The organism is Agromyces sp. Marseille-Q5079, from assembly GCF_051016555.1.
Taxonomy (GTDB): Bacteria; Actinomycetota; Actinomycetes; order Actinomycetales; family Microbacteriaceae; genus Agromyces.
This window is the reverse complement of record NZ_JBPEJF010000004.1, coordinates 329,021-347,343: the sequence shown is the minus strand read 5'-3', so window position 1 is coordinate 347,343 and position 18,323 is coordinate 329,021. Positions and strand designations below refer to the sequence as shown.

Genomic DNA, 18,323 nt, shown 5'->3' with positions numbered 1-18,323 from the left:
GGCTCAACGACCGAGGAGCTTCTGCACCTTGGCGAGGTCTTCGGCCGACGGGGTCGGCGCGCCGCCCTTGGACCCGAGTCCGAAGCCCGCGCCCGAGGGCGCCGACGCACCGCCGACGGGACGGCCGTCGGTGATCGCCTGGTTCTCGGCCGCCCGCTTGGCGGGGTTGCCCGACCGGGAGCCGGAGGCCTTCTTCTTGCCCTTGGCCGCCTGGCGCTTGCCGCCGCCGTGAGCGCCGCCGCCGGGCATCGGACCCATGCCGGGAATCTGCGGCATGCCGCCCCTGGCCACGGTCTTCATCATCTTCGCGGCCTGCTCGAAGCGCTGCACGAGCTGGTTCACGTCGGTGACGGTCATGCCGGCGCCCCGCGCGATGCGCAGGCGCCGCGAGCCGTTCAGCAGCTTCGTGTTCTGGCGCTCGGCAGGGGTCATCGACTGGATGATCGCCTCGGTGCGCACGATCTCGCGCTCGTCGAAGTTCTCGAGCTGCTGCTTCATGCCGCCGGCGCCCGGGAGCATGCCCAGCATCTTCTTGATCGAGCCCGCGCCGCGGAGCTGCTGCATCTGCGCGAGGAAGTCCTCGAGGGTGAACTGCTCGTTGGCGAGCTTCTCGGCGACCTTCATCGCCTCTTCCTCGTCGAAGGCCTCCTGGGCCTGCTCGATGAGGGTCAGGATGTCGCCGAGGTCGAGGATGCGGCTCGCCATGCGGTCGGGGTGGAAGGGCTCGAAGTCGTCGAGGCCCTCGCCCGTGGAGGCGAAGATGATGGGACGCCCGGTGACGGATGCCACGCTGAGCGCGGCACCGCCGCGCGCGTCGCCGTCGAGCTTGGAGAGCACGACGCCCGTGAAGTCGACGCCGTCCTGGAAGGCCTTCGCCGTGGTGACCGCGTCTTGGCCGATCATCGCGTCGATGACGAAGAGCACCTCGTCGGGGTTCGTCGCCTTGCGGATGTTCGCGGCCTGCTTCATCATCTCGGCGTCGACGCCGAGACGGCCGGCGGTGTCGATGATGACGACGTCGTGCTGGGCGCGCGTCGCCTGGGCAACGCCGTCCTTGGCGACCTTCACGGGGTCGCCGACGCCGTTGCCGGGCTCGGGCGCGAACACCGGGACGCCCGCCTGGCCGCCGACGACCTGGAGCTGGTTGACGGCGTTCGGGCGCTGGAGGTCGCTCGCGACGAGCATGGGCGTGTGGCCCTCCTTGACGAGCCACTTCGCGAGCTTGCCCGCGAGGGTCGTCTTGCCGGCGCCCTGGAGGCCCGCGAGCATGATGACCGTCGGCGGGTTCTTCGCGAACTGCAGGCGACGCTGCTGGCCGCCGAGGATCGCCACGAGCTCCTCGTTGACGATCTGCACGACCTGCTGGGCCGGGTTCAGCGCCTTGTTGACCTCGTCGCCGAGGGCGCGTTCGCGCACATGTGAGGTGAACTGCTTGACCACGTCGAGGGCGACGTCGGCGTCGAGCAGTGCGCGGCGGATCTCGCGCACGGTGCCGTCGACATCGGCCGCAGAGAGCTTGCCCTTGGTGCGGAGATTCTTGAAGGTCTCGGCGAGGCGGTCAGACAGGTTTCCGAAGGTAGCCATGGTGGTTCGATTCTAAGCGACCGCGGATGCCCCTCCGTGCGCCCCGGCACGCGACGCGATCGGGCGGAGTCAGCCCTCGAAGCGCACGTCGACGACTTCGCGGCCCACGTCGATCGAGGCGATGAGGCGCTCGTCGGTCTCTTCTGGCGCGAGTGCGTACTCGAACTCCGCGAACCCCTCGCCCTCGCCGTACAGCTCGGGCCGGAGGTCGACGCGGACGAGCGTCATCGAGCGGAGCGCGTCGATCTGCCGGTCGCCCGAGTCGCGGCCGATGGCCTCCTCGATCTCCTCGACCTGCTCGAGCTCGGGATCGAGCAGCACGTTGAGGAACTTGACGACCGGCGAGCTGCCCGAGTCGAGCTGGCTCACGAACGCGTTGCGGAGTTCGTCGTCGACGAGCTCGAGCTCGCTGACGAGGGCGGCTGCACCGTCGAGGGCCGTGAGCGGCACCTCGTCGTCCTCGGTCTCGAGGACGACCTCGACGCGCTGGTCGGCGTACTCGATCTCCTCCGACCAGTAGTCGCCGACGATCCCGAAGTAGTCGTGCTCGGTGGCCATGACTCGCCCTTCCTGTGGGGTGGTCGGCCTCAGCCGACGAGTTTCTGTGCGAAGACGTGGGGCGTGAAGCCCGTGAGGTCGTTGATGCCCTCGCCCTGCCCGATGAGCTTGATGGGCAGGCCGGTCTTCTCCTGCACGGCGAGCACGAAGCCGCCCTTCGCGCTGCCGTCGAGCTTGGTGAGCACGAGCCCCGTGACACCGCCGTGCTCGATGAACGCCTCGGCCTGCGCGAGCCCGTTCTGGCCCGTCGTCGCGTCGAGCACGAGCAGCACCTCGCTGACCGGCGCCTGCTTCTCGACGACGCGGCGGATCTTGCCGAGCTCGTCCATGAGCCCGCCCTTGGTGTGCAGGCGGCCCGCCGTGTCGATGATGACGATCTCGATGCCCTCGCGCTTGGCGCGGTCGACGGTCTGGAAGGCGACGGATGCCGGGTCCTGGCCCTCGCGCTCGGGTCGCACGATCTCGACGCCGGCGCGCCCCGCCCACGTGGCGAGCTGCTCGACGGCCGCCGCGCGGAACGTGTCGGCCGCGCCGACGACCACGCTGCGGTCGTAGGTGCGGAGGAAGCGGGCGAACTTGCCGATGGTCGTGGTCTTGCCGACGCCGTTGACGCCCACCACGAGCACGACCGCGGGGCGCTCGGTGAGCTTCAGGGTCGGGTCGTACTTGACGAGCCGCTCCTCGACGATCTCGCGCAGCATCCGCTGCACGTCCTTCGGGTCGGTCGTGCGGTACCGCTCGACCTGCGCCTTGATCTGATCGACGATCTCCTCGGTGATCGCCGGACCGAAGTCCGCGCGGATGAGCGCGGCCTCGAGGTCGTCCCAGGTGTCCTCGTCGATGGTCTTCGCTCCGAAGACGCCGCGGAGGGCCGCGCCGAGCGACCAGGATGCGCGTTCTGCCATGCCTCCAGCCTAGAGCGCCCAGTACACGCCGGGCGGCGCGCCTGCAAGGCCTTGCCCGCCCGAGGCTCCCCGGGGGAGCCTCGAACCGATGGAAGGAGTGCGAATGACGATCGTGGGATTCCACGCCTCGCACGAGCAACTACCGCCCAGCCGCCTGCTCCGGGCGGTGAAGCGCGCCGAGGACGCCGGGTTCGACGCCGCGATGTGCAGCGACCACTTCGAGCCGTGGAGCGTGCGGCAAGGGCACTCGGGCTATGCCTGGAGCTGGCTCGGCGCCGCGCTCGAGGCCACCCGGTTCCCGCTCGGCGTGGTGACCGCGCCCGGGCAGCGCTACCACCCGGCGATCGCCGCGCAGAAGCTGGCGACGCTCGCCGAGATGTACCCCGACCGGTTCTGGGCCGCGCTCGGCAGCGGGGAGGCGATCAACGAGCATGTCACCGGCGACCCGTGGCCCGCGAAGGACGAGCGCGATGCGCGGCTGGCCGAGACGGTCGACGTCATCCGCCGACTGCTGGCCGGGTCCGAGGTGACCCATGACGGCCTGGTCCACGTCGATCGCGCCCGCATCTGGAGCCTGCCGGAGATCCCTCCCCCGCTCTTCGCGGCAGCGGTGAGCACCGAGACCGCTCGCGAGGTCGCGGCGTGGGCCGACGGCGTCATCACCGTCGACCAGCCCCTCGACGAGCTCAGCGCGTTCATGGCGGCGTACCGGCAGGCGGGCGGCGTCGGACCCATCTCGGTGCAGGTGCACCTGAGCTGGGCGCCCACCGACGACGAGGCGATCGCGATCGCGCACGACCAGTGGCGGCAGAGCCTCGTGCCCGCGCACCTCGCATGGGAGCTCGACCGCCCGGCGGACTTCGACGCGCTCACCGCCGACGCCACGCCGGAGAAGGTGGCCGGCACGCTGCTCGCCTCGGCCGACCCGGGTCGGCACCTCGAGCACCTCGCCGGCATCGCCGAGCTCGGCGTCGAGCGCATCTTCCTGCACCACGTCGGCACGGAGCAGGACGCGTTCATCGACACGTTCGGCGAGCGCGTGCTCCCCCAGCTGAAGGCGGCCGCACGATGAGGATCACCGACCGCAGCGACCTGTGGTGGAAGACGGCGGTCGTCTACTGCCTCGACGTCGAGACCTACATGGACTGGAACGACGACGGCTCCGGCGACTTCGAGGGCCTCGCGCATCGCCTCGACCACCTCGCCGAACTCGGCGTCACGTGCATCTGGCTGATGCCGTTCCAACCCACGCCCGACCGCGACGACGGGTACGACATCACCGACTTCTTCGGCGTCGATCCGAGGCTCGGCTCGCTCGGCGACGTCGCGGAGTTCACGCGCACCGCACGGGACCGCGGCATGCGGGTCATCATCGACTTCGTGATGAACCACACCTCGGAGAAGCATCCGTGGTTCAAGTCCGCCCGTCGGAGCCGCACCTCGCCGTACCGCGACTGGTACGTGTGGCGGGACGACCCGCCGAAGACGCCGAACGCCGTGTTCCCGGGCGAGGAGGACTCGATCTGGCAGTTCGACGAGCGCACCGGCCAGTACTACCTGCACAGCTTCTACCGCCATCAGCCCGACCTGAACATCGCCAATCCCGCGGTGCGCGATGAGATCGCGAAGACGATCGGGTACTGGCTGCAGCTCGGCATCTCGGGCTTCCGGGTCGACGCGGTGCCGTTCCTCATCGAACCGCCCGAAGGGGTCGACATCGGGGACCCGCACGAGTTCCTCCGCGACATCCGCCGCTTCCTGCAGCGCCGGTCGAGCGAGGCGGTGCTCCTCGGGGAGGTCAACCTCCCGTACGACGGGCAGGTGGAGTTCTTCGGCCGCGCCGGAGATCCCCCCGAGCTGACCATGCAGTTCGACTTCCTCGGCATGCAGGCGCTCTATCTCTCGCTCGCGCGCGAGGACGCCGGGCCGCTCGCCGAGGCGCTCTCGAAGCGACCGGTGCTCGAACCCGAGGCGCAGTGGGCGAACTTCGTGCGCAACCACGACGAGCTCACCCTCGACAAGCTCTCGGAGCCGGAACGCGAGGAGGTCTTCGCGTCGTTCGCGCCCGAGGAGTGGATGCGCGTCTACGACCGGGGCATCGTGCGGCGCCTACCGCCGATGCTCGACGGCGACCCTCGCCGCATCCGCATGGTCTACAGCCTGCTCTTCTCGCTGCCCGGCACGCCCGTGCTGTTCTACGGCGAGGAGATCGGCATGGGCGAGAACGCCGAGCAGGAGGGCCGCCAGGCCGTGCGCACGCCCATGCAGTGGACGAGCGGTGCGAACGGCGGCTTCTCGCGGACGACGCCGTCGAGGCTCGTCGCGACGCCTCCGGGCGACGGCTACGCGCCCGAGCACGTCAACGTCGAGGCGCAGATGCACGACCCCGATTCGCTGCTCTCCTTCGTCAAGGACCTCGCGGTGCGGTATCGGAGCTCGCCCGAGATCGGCTGGGGCGCCCTCGACCTCCTCGCGACGGAGGACGACGCGATCCTCGCCCATCGCATCACGGCCGACGTCGGCCGGTTCGTCGCCGTGCACAACTTCGCGCCCAGGCCGGCGCTCGTCTCCCTCGAGCTCGGCCCGGTCGCGCCCGACAGCGGGCTGTCCGACCTGTTCGACGTCGCGACGACGCCGCTCGACGAACGCGGGCGCGTCGACGTGCACCTCGACGCCTACGGCTACCGCTGGTTCCGCATCGTGGAGCCCGACGACCGCCGGTTCACCTGAACGACGCGGCCGGCCGATGACGGGCGGATGCCGCGTCGCGACATCCGCTCGTCTAGCTCGCCTTCGCGGCCGGTTCCTCGCGCACGCGCTGGCCGACGACCGCCGAGACGCCGTCCTGGCGCATCGAGACCCCGTAGAGCGCGTCGGCGATCTCCATGGTGCGCTTCTGGTGGGTGATGACGATGAGCTGGCTGTTCTCGCGCAGGTCCTCGAGGGTCGTGAGCAGCCGCCCGAGGTTCGCGTCGTCGAGCGCGGCCTCGACCTCGTCCATGATGTAGAACGGGCTGGGGCGCGCCTTGAAGATCGCGAGCAGCAGGGCGACCGCGGCGAGCGAGCGCTCGCCGCCCGAGAGCAGTGACAGCCGTTCGATCTTCTTGCCCGCGGGCCGCACGGCGACCTCGATGCCCGTCGTGAGCATGTCGTCGGGGTTCGTCAACGAGATGCTGCCCGCGCCGCCCGGGAAGAGCACCGGGAACACCTGCGCGAAGGCGGCCTGAGTGTCGTCGAAGGCGTCGCGGAAGATGGTCGACATCTTGCCGTCGATCTCCTCGATGATCGTGAGGAGGTCCTTCCGCGTGTTCGCGAGGTCGGTCAACTGCTCGGTCAGGAACTTGTGCCGCTGCTCGAGCGCGGCGAACTCCTCGAGCGCGAGCGGGTTGACCCGCCCGAGCTGGGCGAGCTTGCGCTCGGCTCCGGCAAGGCGGCGCTGCTGCTCCTCGCGCCGATACGGCCTCGTCGCGGCATCCGCCTCGTCGCCGTCGCCGTCGGCTGCGACCGCGTCATCGACCGGGATCGGCACCTCGGGGCCGTACTCGGCGACCAGGACGGCCTCGTCGAGGCCGAGCTCGGACTCGGCGCGCTCGAGCATGCTGCCGACCTGCAGCTTCTTCTCGTAGATGCGCAGCTCGAGGCCGTGCACGTCCTCGGTCACGGCGTGGAGTCGTTCGCGCACCGTGCCCTCGTCGCGTCGCAGCGCCTGCAGCTCCTCATTGCGTGCGGACCGCTCGGCCTCGGCCCGCGCGAGGGCGACCCCGGCCTCGGCGACGGAGGCGTCGACCGAGGCGAGCGCCGCGGGCAGCGATGCCGCGACGGCGGCGGCGGCGGCGAGCTGGGAACGGCGCACGACCGCACGCCGCGCGGCCTCCGCGGCGGCCTGCCGTTCGGCGTCGTGCTGCGCCTGCATCGCACGGATGCGGGCGTCCTCGGCACGGACCCGCTCGCGCGCCGTCTCGAGCCGGAGCTTCGCCTCGACCTCGGCCTCGCGCGCGCGGTCGAGCTGGGCGGATGCCGCGTCGCGGGCGCTCGCGTCGAGTACGGGTCGCGGCACGTCGCGCGCCGCCTCGAGCGCCCGCTTCGCCTCGGCGGATGCCGCCTCGGCATCGGCCACGCGTTCCTGGGCGTTCGCGGCGGCCTGGCGCAGGCGCTCGGAGTCCGCCTCGGCGGCCTCCGCCTGCACACGTGCGCGGTTGAGTCGTTCGGTGCGCTGGGCGAGCTGCGCGTCGAACTCGCGCAGGGCGGCGAGCGCGGCCTTCGCGGCCTCCTTGGCCCGCGCGTGCAGCTCGCGCTGCTCGCCGAGCTCGGCGCGCCGCCGCTCGATCTCGCCGCGCACCTCGTCGAGGCGGGCCGCGGCGCGGTCGCGTTCGGCGAGCAGCTCGATGCGGCTCTGCTTGCGCCCGGTGCCGCCGCGCACCACGTACCGGCCGACGAGCGTGCCGTCGCGCGTGATGACGGTCGCGGGCACGGTGCGTGCGGCGAGGGCCGCCTCGGCCGATCGCACGGTATCGAGGTCGTCGGCGATGAGGACCTCGGCGAGGATGCCGTGCACCCCGGCCGGGGCGGTGACGACGTCGGATGCGGCGACGAATCCCGCGGGCAGCGCCTCGGTCGCGGCGCGGACGGCGCCCGCCGGGGTCGCGAGCACGAGCGCGACGCGCCCCATGTCGCCCCGCTCTGCATGCACGAGCGCATCGTGCGCGGCACGGAGGTCGTCGACGAGCACGGCATCGCTCAGGGAGCCGAGCGCGGCCGAGACCGCCGCCTCGAACCCGGGCTGCACCTGGAGCGACTCGGCGAGCAGGCCGTGCACGCCCGCCACCTTCGCGGCGACGAGGGCTGCCGAACCGTCCTTCTGGTCGAGGGCGAGCGAGAGCGCCTGGCTGCGTGCGGCCAGCGCGCCCTGTTCGCGCTCGTGCTCGTGGAGTTCGTCGCGCAGTCGCTCGATCTCGGCCTCGGCTTCGAAGACGGCGGCCTGCGCGAGCTCGTACGCCTCGTCGAGGTCGGTCTCGGCGGTCTGTTCGACCTCGGCCTCGCCCTGGGCCTCGACGAGCGCGGCCGCGGCCGCTTCGCGACGCTGCGACGAGGCGTCGAGCGCGTTCGCGTGCCGAAGCACCTCGCCGCGCACGGCGGCGAGCTTGGAGGCCTCGGAATCGGCGCGGCCCGACAGCTTGGACACCTCGAGGTCGTACGCCTGCACCTCGGCGCTGCGGTGCGCGATCTCGCAGTCGACCGCGTCGAGGTCGAGCCGGGAGCGGCGCGTGGCGTCCTGCGCGTCCTCGAGGGCGGATGCCGCGACGTCGATGCCCTCTCGGATCTCGTCGAGCTCGACCACGGCGTCCTCGATCATCGACCGGGTGACGGTGGGTGCGGCATCCGTGGTCTCGTCGGCCGCGGACAGCAGCGCGATGCGCTGGTTCGCGAGCGAGTCGAGCGAGCGCAGCGCGGTGCGCGCCTGCTCGAGGGCGAAGTTCGCGGCGCGCGCCGTGTCGACGTCGTCGCCGAGGTGGGACTGCTCGAGGGCGGTCACCCTCGCCTGCCGCTGCTCGAGCTGGTCCTGCAGCACGAGTCGCTCGGAGTGGCGCTGCTGTTCGGAGCGACCGTGGTCCTCGAGCGCGCGACGGAGCGCGATCACGTCGTCGGCGAGCAGGCGCGCCTTGGCGTCGCGCACGACGGCCGCGATGGTCGCGGCCTCGCGGGCCACCTCGGCCTGCCGTCCGAGCGGCTTCAGCTGGCGCCGGATCTCGCCGGCGAGGTCGGAGAGCCGGGTGAGGTTGGCCTGCATCGCGTCGAGCTTGCGGAGGGTCTTCTCCTTGCGTCGACGATGCTTCAGGATGCCGGCGGCCTCCTCGATGAACCCGCGACGGTCTTCGGGCGTCGCCCGCAGCACGGCGTCGAGCTGCCCCTGTCCGACGATGACGTGCATCTCCCGGCCGAGTCCGGAGTCGCTGAGCAGTTCCTGCACGTCGAGGAGGCGGCAGGTCTCGCCGTTGATGGCGTACTCGCTCGACCCGTTGCGGAACAGGGTGCGCGAGATCGACACCTCGGAGTACTCGATCGGCAGCGCGCCGTCGGCGTTGTCGATGGTCAGGCTCACCTCGGCGCGGCCGAGCGGGCCGCGCGTGGAGGTGCCGGCGAAGATGACGTCCTCCATCTTGCCGCCGCGGAGGGTCTTCGCCCCCTGCTCGCCCATGACCCAGGCCAGGGCGTCGACGACGTTGGACTTGCCGGAGCCGTTCGGTCCGACGATGCAGGTCACGCCCTGTTCGAAGGCGAAGGTCGTCGGCTGCGCGAAGGACTTGAATCCCTTCAGCGTCAGGCTCTTCAGGTACACGTCCCACCCTTCCGACTCGCGAGCGCGCTGCCGTCGAGCGTAGCCGAGGTCGGCGCGCCATCCGCTCGCCCTCGCCGGTGCGAACGGGATCGGGTCTGTACGCGCTCGCCGACAGGGAGTAGCCTGATCGGCTGCGCAGTCGGCGTCGACGCTCCGACGCCGCGGGCCGACGAGGAGGAGACATGGCGATCGAGATCAGGCGGGTGCCGATCCCCCACGCGCTCGGCACCCCCGAGTCGACGGAGTTCGAGGCCATGGTCGAGGTCGCGGCCCTCGTCGAGGAATCGGTGTGGGGGCATCGCCGGTTCGCGTGGGACGGCTACGAACTGCTGCCGCTCTACCGCGACGACGCCTACCAGGGCCGACGCGCGTTCACGGCGTGGGACGCCGGACGCTGCGTCGGACGCGTCGAGTGCACCTGGGAGCTGGCCGACGACGCCGCGACGATCGACCTCGTGCTCGGCGTGCTGCCCGACGCGCGACGCCGAGGTACGGGGTCCGCCCTGCTCGCCGCCGCCCACCGCGTCGCGGACGAGCTCGGCCGCGGCATCCTCACCGCCATGTCGGATGTCCCGGCCCGCGCGCTCGAGGCGCCGGGCGACCGGCTCGAGGCCCGTGACGGCAGCGGATCCATCCCCGCGTCCGACCCCGGCGCCGCGTTCGCCCTGCACCACGGGTTCCGGCTCGCGCAGCTCGAACGCGTCAGCGGGCTGACGGTCGCCGGGCGCACCGAGGAGTTCGCCGAGACCGCCGTGGGGCTCGAGGCATCCGCGACGTCCTATGCCCTGCGGTCGTGGATCGATCGCGCCCCCGAGGAGCTCCTCGACGAGCTCGCCGTCGCCCACGCCGCGATGTCGACCGATCCGCCGGCCGGCACGGCCACCTACGACGAGGAGCGGTGGGATGCCGCGCGGGTGCGCGCCGCCGAGGAGCAGTCGCTCGCCGGCGGCCGCAGGAGCCTCGTCACGGCGGCCGTCGACGACGACGGGCGCGTCGCGGGGTTCACCGAGCTCCAGCTCCCGGCGGACTCCGCGTCGGCGTTCCAATGGGACACGATCGTGCTGAAGGAGCACCGCGGACATCGCCTCGGCATGCGCATGAAGGTCGCGAACCTCGTGCTGCTCGCCCGGACGGCACCCGACCGCACCGACGTCTTCACCTGGAACGCCGACGAGAACGAGCACATGCTCGCCATCAACGTGGCGCTCGGCTTCACCGTGCGCGGACTCAGCGCGCTGTGGCAGCTGGACCCGGAGCCCGCCGCAGGCGCTGACAGCGCGGACAGCGGTGCGACGACCGGTTCATGAACGCCTCGCGGACCATGGGAGTTCCGCATCGCGGGCAGGGCAGGCCCGCGCGGCCGTACGCATTGAGCGAGTGGGCGAAGTAGCCCGACTCGCCGTTCACGTTCACGTACTGCTCGTCGAAGCTCGTGCCGCCCTCGACGAGGGCCTTGCCGAGCACGTCTCGCACCGCCTGCAGCAGCTCGCGCGCGCGACGACGGCTGAGCGAGGAGGCCGGCTGCTCGCCGTGCATGCGCACCGCCCACAGCGACTCGTCGGCGTAGATGTTGCCGACCCCGCTCACGAGGCCCTGGTCGAGCAGCACGCGCTTCACGCCCGACGCGCGCCGCGACATCCGTTCGAGGAGGAGGTCGTCGTCGAAGGCGGGATCGAGCGGATCACGGGCGATGTGCGCCACCTGCGTGGGGATGCTCCGGGCCCACTCCCCCGTGACGTCGCCGCTGAATCCCGCGATGGCGCCGTCGGCGGTCGGCACCAGGCGATCGACCGCGAGCGAGCCGAACGTGCGCTGGTCGACGAAGTCGACCCGGAGCTCGCCGTGCGCGGGATGCTCGAGGTGCATCCGGATGCGGGCGTGGCGGTCGTCGCCGGGGTGGTCGGGCGTGCGCAGCAGCAGCTGCCCGCTCATGCCGAGGTGCCCGACGACGGCCCGCGGGCGGTCGTCGGCGCGGGTCTCGCCGCCGACATCACCGAGGGGCAGCCACAGGAACTTGCCCCGGCGCACGGCGGCCCGGATCGTCGCCCCCGTGACGAGCCGCTCGAAGTCGCCGAGCGCGGGATCGTGCCGCGTCAGCGCGCGGGCGTCGAGCACGTCGACGGCGACGATGCGGGCACCCGTCACCGCGGGAGCGAGTCCGGCTCGGACGACCTCGACCTCGGGAAGTTCGGGCACGTCAGCTCGCGCTGAGCTTCGTCCACGCCTCGAGCGCCGCAGCCATCTCGGCCTGCTTCTTGCTCGAGCCCTCGCCGGACGCCCGGACCAGCGTGCCGACGACGACCGTCGCCACGAAGTGCTTGTGGTGGTCGGGCCCGCTCTCGACCACGGTGTACACGGGTGCGGCGACGCCCCGCTTGGCCGCGATCTCCTGGAGGCTCGTCTTGGGGTCCATCGACGCCCCGAACCGGTCGGGGTCGAGCATGAGCGGCGAGATGAGGCTCAGCACGAACGGCGTCGCGGCGTCGCCACCACCGTCGAGATAGACCGCGCCGATGATCGCCTCGACCGTGTCGGCGAGGATCGACGGCTTCTCGGCGCCGCCCGTGAGCGTCTCGCCGCGACCGAGCCGGATGTACGGCCCCAGGCCGATCGACCTGGCCACCTCCGCCAACGCGGCACTCGAGACGAGGCTGGCGCGCCGCTTGGCGAGCTCGCCCTCGTCGAGGTCGGGGTTGTCGCGGAAGAGGCGCACCGTGACGGCCTGACCGAGGATCGAGTCCCCGAGGAACTCGAGGCGCTCATTGGTCGGGATGCCGCCGTTCTCGTACGCGAAAGACCGGTGCGTGAGCGCAAGGAGCAGAAGTTCGGGATCGACCTCGACCTGCAGCTTCTGCTGCAACTCTTCGAGGTTCGGTCTCTCGAGCCCTCTGCGCTCCGTGCGCGTCACGACCGGTCTCTGCTGCGTCGGGCGTCGACTAGACGTCGGCGACCTTGCGGCCCTTGTACTCGAGGAACAGCGGGGTGCCCGCCGAGTCCTCGACGACCTTCGCGCGGTGCGGAAGGCTGTACGTGACCTTGCCGTTCTCGACGGTCTTCACCAGCGTGGGGGCCTCAGCCTTCCACTGCGAACGACGCGCGTGGGTGTTTGCTCGCGACTTCTTCCGCTTGGGAACAGCCATGACACTCTCTCAATCTCTCTTCGGGTCGGCGTCGGATGCGACATCCGTGCCCTGGTCTTCGGAAGCTTGGAACCCTGTGAGCGCGGCCCATCGTGGGTCGTGCACATTCGGGGAGTCGAGTTCCGGATGATCAGCCAGTCGCAGCCCGGTCTCTGGGTCGAGACCCGGGCAGTCCGGCCGGCAGACCGGCTGGAACGGCAGTGATAGCACCACCGCATCTCGGATGAGCGGTTCAAGATCCACGTGGTCGTCTTGAACCTCGAACTCGAAAGCTTCTCCAGAATGATACGCGAAAAGCTCTTGGAACTCGACTTCGACAGGCAGGGCGATGTCGATGAGACACCGACCGCACTCCCCTTCGGCCACCGTATCGATGCTCGCACTCACCAGGATGCCCTCGTGAACGGACTCCAGGCGCACGTCGAGATCGACCTCGGAACCCTCGCGCACGGCGACGAGTCCCTCGCCGAGCGCTTCACGCGCGGGCACCTGGATTCGATGCTCGCGCATCTCGCCCGGGCGGTTCACGATGTCGCGCACGTTCATGCGGAGCGGGGAATACTGAATGGCCACGAAGAGCGAGTCTACGCTCCGCCGCCTGCACGAACGCCGGGTACGCGCACGACACGCTCGACGAGGGAGCGCGGCAGGAGCGCCGCGGCCGCGCGATCGCGGCCGGCCGCGTCGCGCAGCAGCGCGGACCTCACCGCATCGAGGTCGCCGAGGAGGCGCCGGCGAGACTCGGGCGCGGGCTCGCGCCCGTCGTCGGGACCGAACCTCGCCCGCTCGACCGCGTCGCGCAGGCGCAGCAGCGCCGCACGCACCACGGGCTCGTGGAACGCGGGTCGCGCCGCGACCAACGAGGCGATGGCACGAGGGGTGCCGGACTCGACGCCGATGCCGATATCGGTCGCCGTGGCGACGAACTCCCGCCACGCGGCATCCGCGGCCTCACGCCCCTGCCGGATGCGACGGCGGCGTGCACCGCGCTGCAGGGCTCGGACGAGGGAGGGAATCGCGAGCAGCGCCACGATGCCGAACAGGATCGGGATCACCCGCAGCGCCCCGCTGTTCGCAAACGGATCGCTCGTCTGCCCTGCAAGGCCCCGGTCGGGGTCGAGTTCGGGGCGCCCGGAGGGCGCGGTGCTGGAGGCTGGACCCGTCGGCAGGACCGAGGTCGGCGACTGGCCGGCACCCGGCCGCGAGTACTCCGGCACGGAACCGCGGCCGGGGGTCGGCTCGAACGGCACCCAGCCGACGCCCTCGAAGTAGAGCTCGGGCCACGCGTGCAGGTCGTGCGTGTCGACCTCGACCCGCTGCACCCCGTCGACGCGGTCGGTCGTCGGCGTTCCCGACGTGTAGCCGATCGAGATGCGCGCCGGGATGCCGGCCTCGCGGGCCAGCACCGCCATCGTCGACGCGAAGTGCACGCAGTAGCCCTGCTTCTGCTCGAGGAACGCGCCGATCACGTCGAATCCGCCGCCGTCGTACCCGCCCTCGACCGGCGCCTCCGTCGAGTATCGGAAGTCGGGCGAGCGCAGGTACGCCTGAATGGCGACGGCCGCGTCGTACGGCGTCGCCGCACCCGAGGCGAGGTTCACGGCCGTCGCCCCGATGATCTCGGGCATCTCCTCGGGCAGCTCGAGGTACCGGGCGTCGACCGACGTCGCCGGCCCCGCCTCGCGGAGCTGCACGACCGTCGGCTCGACCGCGAGACGCGTGACCTCGTAGCGTTGTCCGGCCGTGTTCGTGTCGGCGCTGCGAACCGTGAGGGAGTCCTCGTCCCAGAACCATGAGCCCCGAAGACCCTCGACGCTCGTCGACGGATACGGCACCGGCAGCCACGTCGTGCGCACCTCGTTCACGAGCACGTCGATCGGATGCTCCGAGGTCTCGACGTCGGGGCTGAGCCCGACGGGTGCACCCATCGCATCGACCGTGTTGTCGCCGTCGACCGGGCGGTCGGCGACCGACCAGACATCGCCCTCGAACCGGTCGAGGGTGAGCAGGGTGAAGTACGGCCGGTCGCCGTCGCGCGCGAGGTAGCGGAACGCCGGTCGAGCCTCGGGCCGGCGGAGGTCGCGCCCGAGATCGATGAACGGGCTCACGCCGCGTGCGAAGAGCGTGCTCTGGGACCCCGTGCCGAGCAGCAGGCTCGTCGAGATGCTCGGCGTCGACACGGCGAGCATCGAGGCGACGACGATGCCCACGCCCGCGACGCCGAGCGAGGCGCCCAGCGTGGAGGCGACCGGGACCCGCCGTGGCGCGGTCACGGTGGTCACGCCGTCGTCGCGCGCGTGCTCGAACCGCGCCGCCCGATTCACCCGAACGTCGACGCGGAGGAGCAACAGGTACGACGCCGCCACGAGGACGAGGACCAGGAGCCCCACGCCCGACTCCACGATGAACCCCGGGATGAGCAGCGGCACGATGACCGGGACCGCCGCGAACGCCGGCCGCCGTGCGACCTGGACCAGCACGTCGAGCAGGATCGAGAGCACGCCGACGCCGAGCGCGAGGGCGAACGAGAGCGCCGGCACGGTCACCGCGGGGACCGACTGCTGCGCGATCGTGCGCTGCGCGCCGCTGAAGAGCTCGCCGAAGAGGGCGAACGTGTCGGGCAGCGGCACGAGGAAGAGCAGGCCTGTGGAGCCGCCGAACAACAGGGTCAGCAGCATCAGGAGCACGACGGCCTCGAGCACCGGGACGAGCCCGCCCGGCACGCGCACCGCACGGAGCCCCGCACCCGCGAAGAGCACGCCCGCCGACACGAACGCGCACAGCCACCACCATCCGCTGCCGGCGATGAGCGGCCCCAGCGCCATGATCGCTGTGGCCATCAGCACGAACGACGCCGTCGTCAGCGCCAGTCGCTGGACCGGGGTGAGCACCGCCTGGTCAGGATGCATCGCGCACCGCCGTCGATGCGGCGACGGCCGCCCACGCCCCGCCGATCTCGGTGGTGCGGCGCACCGTCACGACGTTCCAGTCGGCATTCTCGAGCATCTGCCGCACCGCCGAGGACACGGTGGCCGTCACGAAGGCGATGGCCGGCTCGAACCCGGGCCTGAGCGCGACGAGCGCGCCCGCGTCGGCCTGGCTCGGGTCGGCGAGCACGGCGAATCCGGGCTCGCGCGCGTCACGGCCCCGGGGCCTCGCATCGGACGGCGCCCGCTCGTCGTCGGCCCGTCGTCGCCGCCCCCCGACCTCGACCCGTGCGAGGTCCTCGAGGAGGAGGTGCTCGCCGCCCGGCATCCGATACGACCCGTCGGGCGGCGCCGTCGCCCCGAGTCCCCGCTCGTGGTCGGCGATGCTCGTACAGCGGAGCCGGAACCCGTGCTCGAGCAGGTGCACGCCGATCGAGGCGGCGACCTCGATCGCGAGCTCGAAGCGCTCGTCGACGTCGGAGGACCGATCGTGGTGGTGCACCGCGAGCCCGCCCCGGCCGTTCGACGGCACGTCGAGGAGCACCCGCGCCTCGGGATCGCCCCGCTGCTCCTCCTCGCGCACCATCAGCTCGCCGCGGCGCGCCGTCGCCGGCCAGTTCACCCGCCGCAGCGGATCGCCGTACCGGTACTCGCGGGCGATGAGCTCGTCGGAGTTGGGATGGTTGCGTCGCTGCAAGCTGTGCACGACGCCGTCGATGCTCGCGGCGGTCGCGAGCGCCTCGGCCAGCGGCGTGACGCGCGGGGTCACCACGATCTCGTGGGCGGAACCGGCATCGCGTTCGATGCCGGCGAGCGCGAACGGATCGTGGACGCCGATGCTCAGCGGGCCGACGGCGAACACGCCGCGCCGCGGCATCCGCAGACGGTACTCGACGCGCACGCGATCGTCGCCCGACGGCAGGACGGTCTCGTGCGGGCCCAGGGCCGGCAGGAGCGCCTCGGCCGGGCCGACCGCGCCGTCGGGCGCCCGATCGCGCCAGTGGGCGCCGTCGAACGTGCGCGTGCCGCGATTCTGCACGACGAGCGACACCTGCGTCGCCTCGCCGGCCGGCACCACCGCGGGTGCGAACTCGCGCTGCACCGCGAGCCTGGGCCGCCGCAGCGCGACGAAGACCGCCGCGACGACGGGCATCGCGATGCCGACGAACGCGAGGACCAGGATGTCGCGCAGGTCGAACCAGAGCGAGATGCCGGCGAGCACCACGCCGACGACCACGAGCGAGACGCCGCGGCGGGTGAGGCGCGGCCAGGATGCGGGTCGGGTGCGGGGCATCTCAGTTCCTTCGCGCGCTCCCGACGGGTACTGGCGTGTCGGCGACGATGCGTCGCACGATCGCGTCGATGAGGGGCCCGCTGTCGCGGTCGTGGGAGCCGACCGCCCGGCTCGTCGGCACCAGACGATGCGCCAGCACGGGCACCGCGAGCGCGTCGACGTCGTCGGGCAGCACGAAGTCCCGGCCGTGCATCGCCGCGTGCGCCTTCGCCGCCCGGATCAGCTGCAGGGTCGCGCGCGGGCTCGCGCCGAGCCGCAGCTGCCGGTCGTCGCGGGTCGCGCGGGCCAGCTCGACCGCGTACTCCTTGACCGGCTGCGACGTGAACACGTGCTGCACGGCGGTGATCATGCCGCGGAGTTCGTCGACCGCGACGACCTGCTCGAGCCGGTCGAGCGGGCTCGAGGTCTCGCGCGTGGACAGCATCGCGAGTTCATCGGCGGATGCCGGGTACCCCATGGAGACCCGGGCCATGAATCGGTCGCGCTGCGCCTCGGGCAGCGGGTACGTGCCCTCCATCTCGACCGGGTTCTGCGTCGCGATGACCGTGAACGGCAGTTCGAGGTGGTGGGTCGTGCCGTCGGCCGTGACCTGCCGCTCCTCCATGCACTCGAGCAGGGCGGCCTGGGTCTTCGGGCTCGCCCGGTTGATCTCGTCGCCGATCACGAGGTTCGCGAACACGGGCCCGCGCTTGAACTCGAACCGTCGGCTCGCCTGGTCGAACACCGAGACGCCGGTCACGTCGCTCGGCAGGAGGTCGGGTGTGAACTGGATGCGGCTGATGCTGCTGCCGAGCGAACGGGCGAGCGCCTTGGCGAGCATCGTCTTGCCGACGCCGGGCACGTCTTCGATGAGCAGGTGCCCCTCGGCCAGCACGACCGTGAGCGCGGCGGTGACGGCCTCGCGCTTGCCGGCGATGACCGTCTCGACGTTGGCGACGATGCGGGCGGCGAGGACCCCCACCTCGTCGATGTGCATGACGGATGTCGCGTCCGCGGCGCTCGGCGCGGCGGACGAGACGGTCGTCACGGCCGGCTCGCTCATGGCGTCATCGCCGCCGCGAGGTAGTCGGCGACCACGGACGGCACGTACGGCGAGACGTCGCCGCCGAGGGCCGAGACCTGCCGCACGAGCGAGCTGGACACGTGGGCGTGCTGGGGATCGGGAAGCAGGAACACCGTCTCGACGCCCGCGAGGTCGCGGTTGACGATCGCCATCGGGGTCTCGTAGGCGACGTCGACCTGGGACCGGACGCCCTTGACGAGCACGCTCGCCCCGACGTCGCTGCAGTAGTCGACGAGGAGCCCCATGCTCCAGGAGGCCACGACCACGCGGCCCCGGATGCCCGCGTCGGCGATGGCCCGCTCGATGAGCGAGACGCGCTGCGCGATCGGCAGGAGGGCGTTCTTGTCGGGGTTGTGCACGACCACGACATGGAGTTCGTCGTAGAGTCCGGCTGCGCGCTCGATCACGTCGAGGTGCCCCTTGGTGACGGGGTCGAATGAACCGGGAACGACGGCGATCCGCTGCATACGCACCAGCGTACTGCCCGGATGCCGCGCCGGAAGGGGTGCGTTCGA

At 71.6% G+C, this 18,323-nt stretch carries 15 protein-coding genes; 3 read left to right on the top strand and 12 right to left on the bottom strand.

Annotated elements, in window-relative coordinates; translation table 11 throughout:
- Nucleotides 1-3: 3 nt before the first annotated feature.
- The 3 genes from ffh to ftsY form a co-directional block, all read right to left on the bottom strand.
- Nucleotides 4-1,584: a signal recognition particle protein gene (gene ffh, locus ACR3IO_RS12215; protein WP_434071477.1), complete on the bottom strand. Its 1,581-nt coding sequence runs from the start codon at nucleotides 1,582-1,584 to the stop codon at nucleotides 4-6.
- Nucleotides 1,585-1,653: 69 nt separating this feature from the next.
- A complete protein-coding gene (locus ACR3IO_RS12210) occupies nucleotides 1,654-2,142 on the bottom strand; it encodes a hypothetical protein (protein WP_434071476.1) in 489 nt (162 codons plus the stop codon).
- 29 nt (nucleotides 2,143-2,171) lie between these two features.
- Nucleotides 2,172-3,047 (bottom strand): signal recognition particle-docking protein FtsY, encoded by an 876-nt coding sequence (ftsY, locus tag ACR3IO_RS12205; RefSeq protein WP_434071475.1) that lies wholly within the window; start codon nucleotides 3,045-3,047, stop codon nucleotides 2,172-2,174.
- Nucleotides 3,048-3,150: 103 nt separating this feature from the next.
- Here ftsY and ACR3IO_RS12200 point away from each other — a divergent pair, with 103 nt between their 5' ends.
- Nucleotides 3,151-4,119 (top strand): TIGR03885 family FMN-dependent LLM class oxidoreductase, encoded by a 969-nt coding sequence (locus ACR3IO_RS12200; RefSeq protein ID WP_434071474.1) that lies wholly within the window; start codon nucleotides 3,151-3,153, stop codon nucleotides 4,117-4,119.
- Nucleotides 4,116-5,777, top strand: a complete 1,662-nt coding sequence (locus ACR3IO_RS12195) for an alpha-amylase family protein (RefSeq protein WP_434071473.1) — start codon at nucleotides 4,116-4,118, stop codon at nucleotides 5,775-5,777. Before ACR3IO_RS12200 ends, ACR3IO_RS12195 begins: the two co-directional genes overlap by 4 nt.
- A gap of 52 nt (nucleotides 5,778-5,829) precedes the next feature.
- Here ACR3IO_RS12195 and smc read toward each other — a convergent pair whose 3' ends face one another.
- Entirely contained in the window at nucleotides 5,830-9,384 is a 3,555-nt protein-coding gene (gene smc / locus ACR3IO_RS12190) for a chromosome segregation protein SMC (protein WP_434071472.1), read from the bottom strand.
- Nucleotides 9,385-9,566: 182 nt separating this feature from the next.
- Between smc and ACR3IO_RS12185 the strand changes: the two genes are divergently transcribed.
- Nucleotides 9,567-10,691, top strand: a complete 1,125-nt coding sequence (locus ACR3IO_RS12185) for a GNAT family N-acetyltransferase (RefSeq protein ID WP_434071471.1) — start codon at nucleotides 9,567-9,569, stop codon at nucleotides 10,689-10,691.
- Here ACR3IO_RS12185 and mutM read toward each other — a convergent pair.
- From mutM to coaD, 8 genes are read right to left on the bottom strand one after another with little or no spacing between them, the layout of a single operon-like run.
- Nucleotides 10,612-11,580: a bifunctional DNA-formamidopyrimidine glycosylase/DNA-(apurinic or apyrimidinic site) lyase gene (mutM, locus tag ACR3IO_RS12180; protein WP_434071470.1), complete on the bottom strand. Its 969-nt coding sequence runs from the start codon at nucleotides 11,578-11,580 to the stop codon at nucleotides 10,612-10,614. The two genes, ACR3IO_RS12185 and mutM, sit on opposite strands and share 80 nt — an antisense overlap.
- A 1-nt stretch (nucleotide 11,581) precedes the next feature.
- Complete coding sequence (gene rnc / locus ACR3IO_RS12175; RefSeq protein ID WP_434071469.1) at nucleotides 11,582-12,292, bottom strand: ribonuclease III; 711 nt, start codon at nucleotides 12,290-12,292, stop codon at nucleotides 11,582-11,584.
- 28 nt (nucleotides 12,293-12,320) lie between these two features.
- Complete coding sequence (gene rpmF / locus ACR3IO_RS12170; protein WP_055857210.1) at nucleotides 12,321-12,524, bottom strand: 50S ribosomal protein L32; 204 nt, start codon at nucleotides 12,522-12,524, stop codon at nucleotides 12,321-12,323.
- Between the two features lie 9 nt (nucleotides 12,525-12,533).
- Complete coding sequence (locus ACR3IO_RS12165) at nucleotides 12,534-13,070, bottom strand: YceD family protein (protein WP_434071568.1); 537 nt, start codon at nucleotides 13,068-13,070, stop codon at nucleotides 12,534-12,536.
- A gap of 38 nt (nucleotides 13,071-13,108) precedes the next feature.
- Nucleotides 13,109-15,433 (bottom strand): transglutaminase TgpA family protein, encoded by a 2,325-nt coding sequence (locus ACR3IO_RS12160; protein WP_434071468.1) that lies wholly within the window; start codon nucleotides 15,431-15,433, stop codon nucleotides 13,109-13,111.
- Complete coding sequence (locus ACR3IO_RS12155) at nucleotides 15,423-16,745, bottom strand: DUF58 domain-containing protein (RefSeq protein ID WP_434071467.1); 1,323 nt, start codon at nucleotides 16,743-16,745, stop codon at nucleotides 15,423-15,425. The genes ACR3IO_RS12160 and ACR3IO_RS12155 overlap by 11 nt, the downstream gene beginning before the upstream one ends.
- Nucleotide 16,746: 1 nt before the next feature.
- On the bottom strand, nucleotides 16,747-17,787 hold the full coding sequence (locus tag ACR3IO_RS12150; protein ID WP_434071466.1) for an AAA family ATPase: 1,041 nt from the start codon (nucleotides 17,785-17,787) through the stop codon (nucleotides 16,747-16,749).
- Nucleotides 17,784-18,275 (bottom strand): pantetheine-phosphate adenylyltransferase, encoded by a 492-nt coding sequence (gene coaD, locus ACR3IO_RS12145; RefSeq protein WP_434071465.1) that lies wholly within the window; start codon nucleotides 18,273-18,275, stop codon nucleotides 17,784-17,786. The genes ACR3IO_RS12150 and coaD overlap by 4 nt, the downstream gene beginning before the upstream one ends.
- Nucleotides 18,276-18,323: the final 48 nt, after the last annotated feature.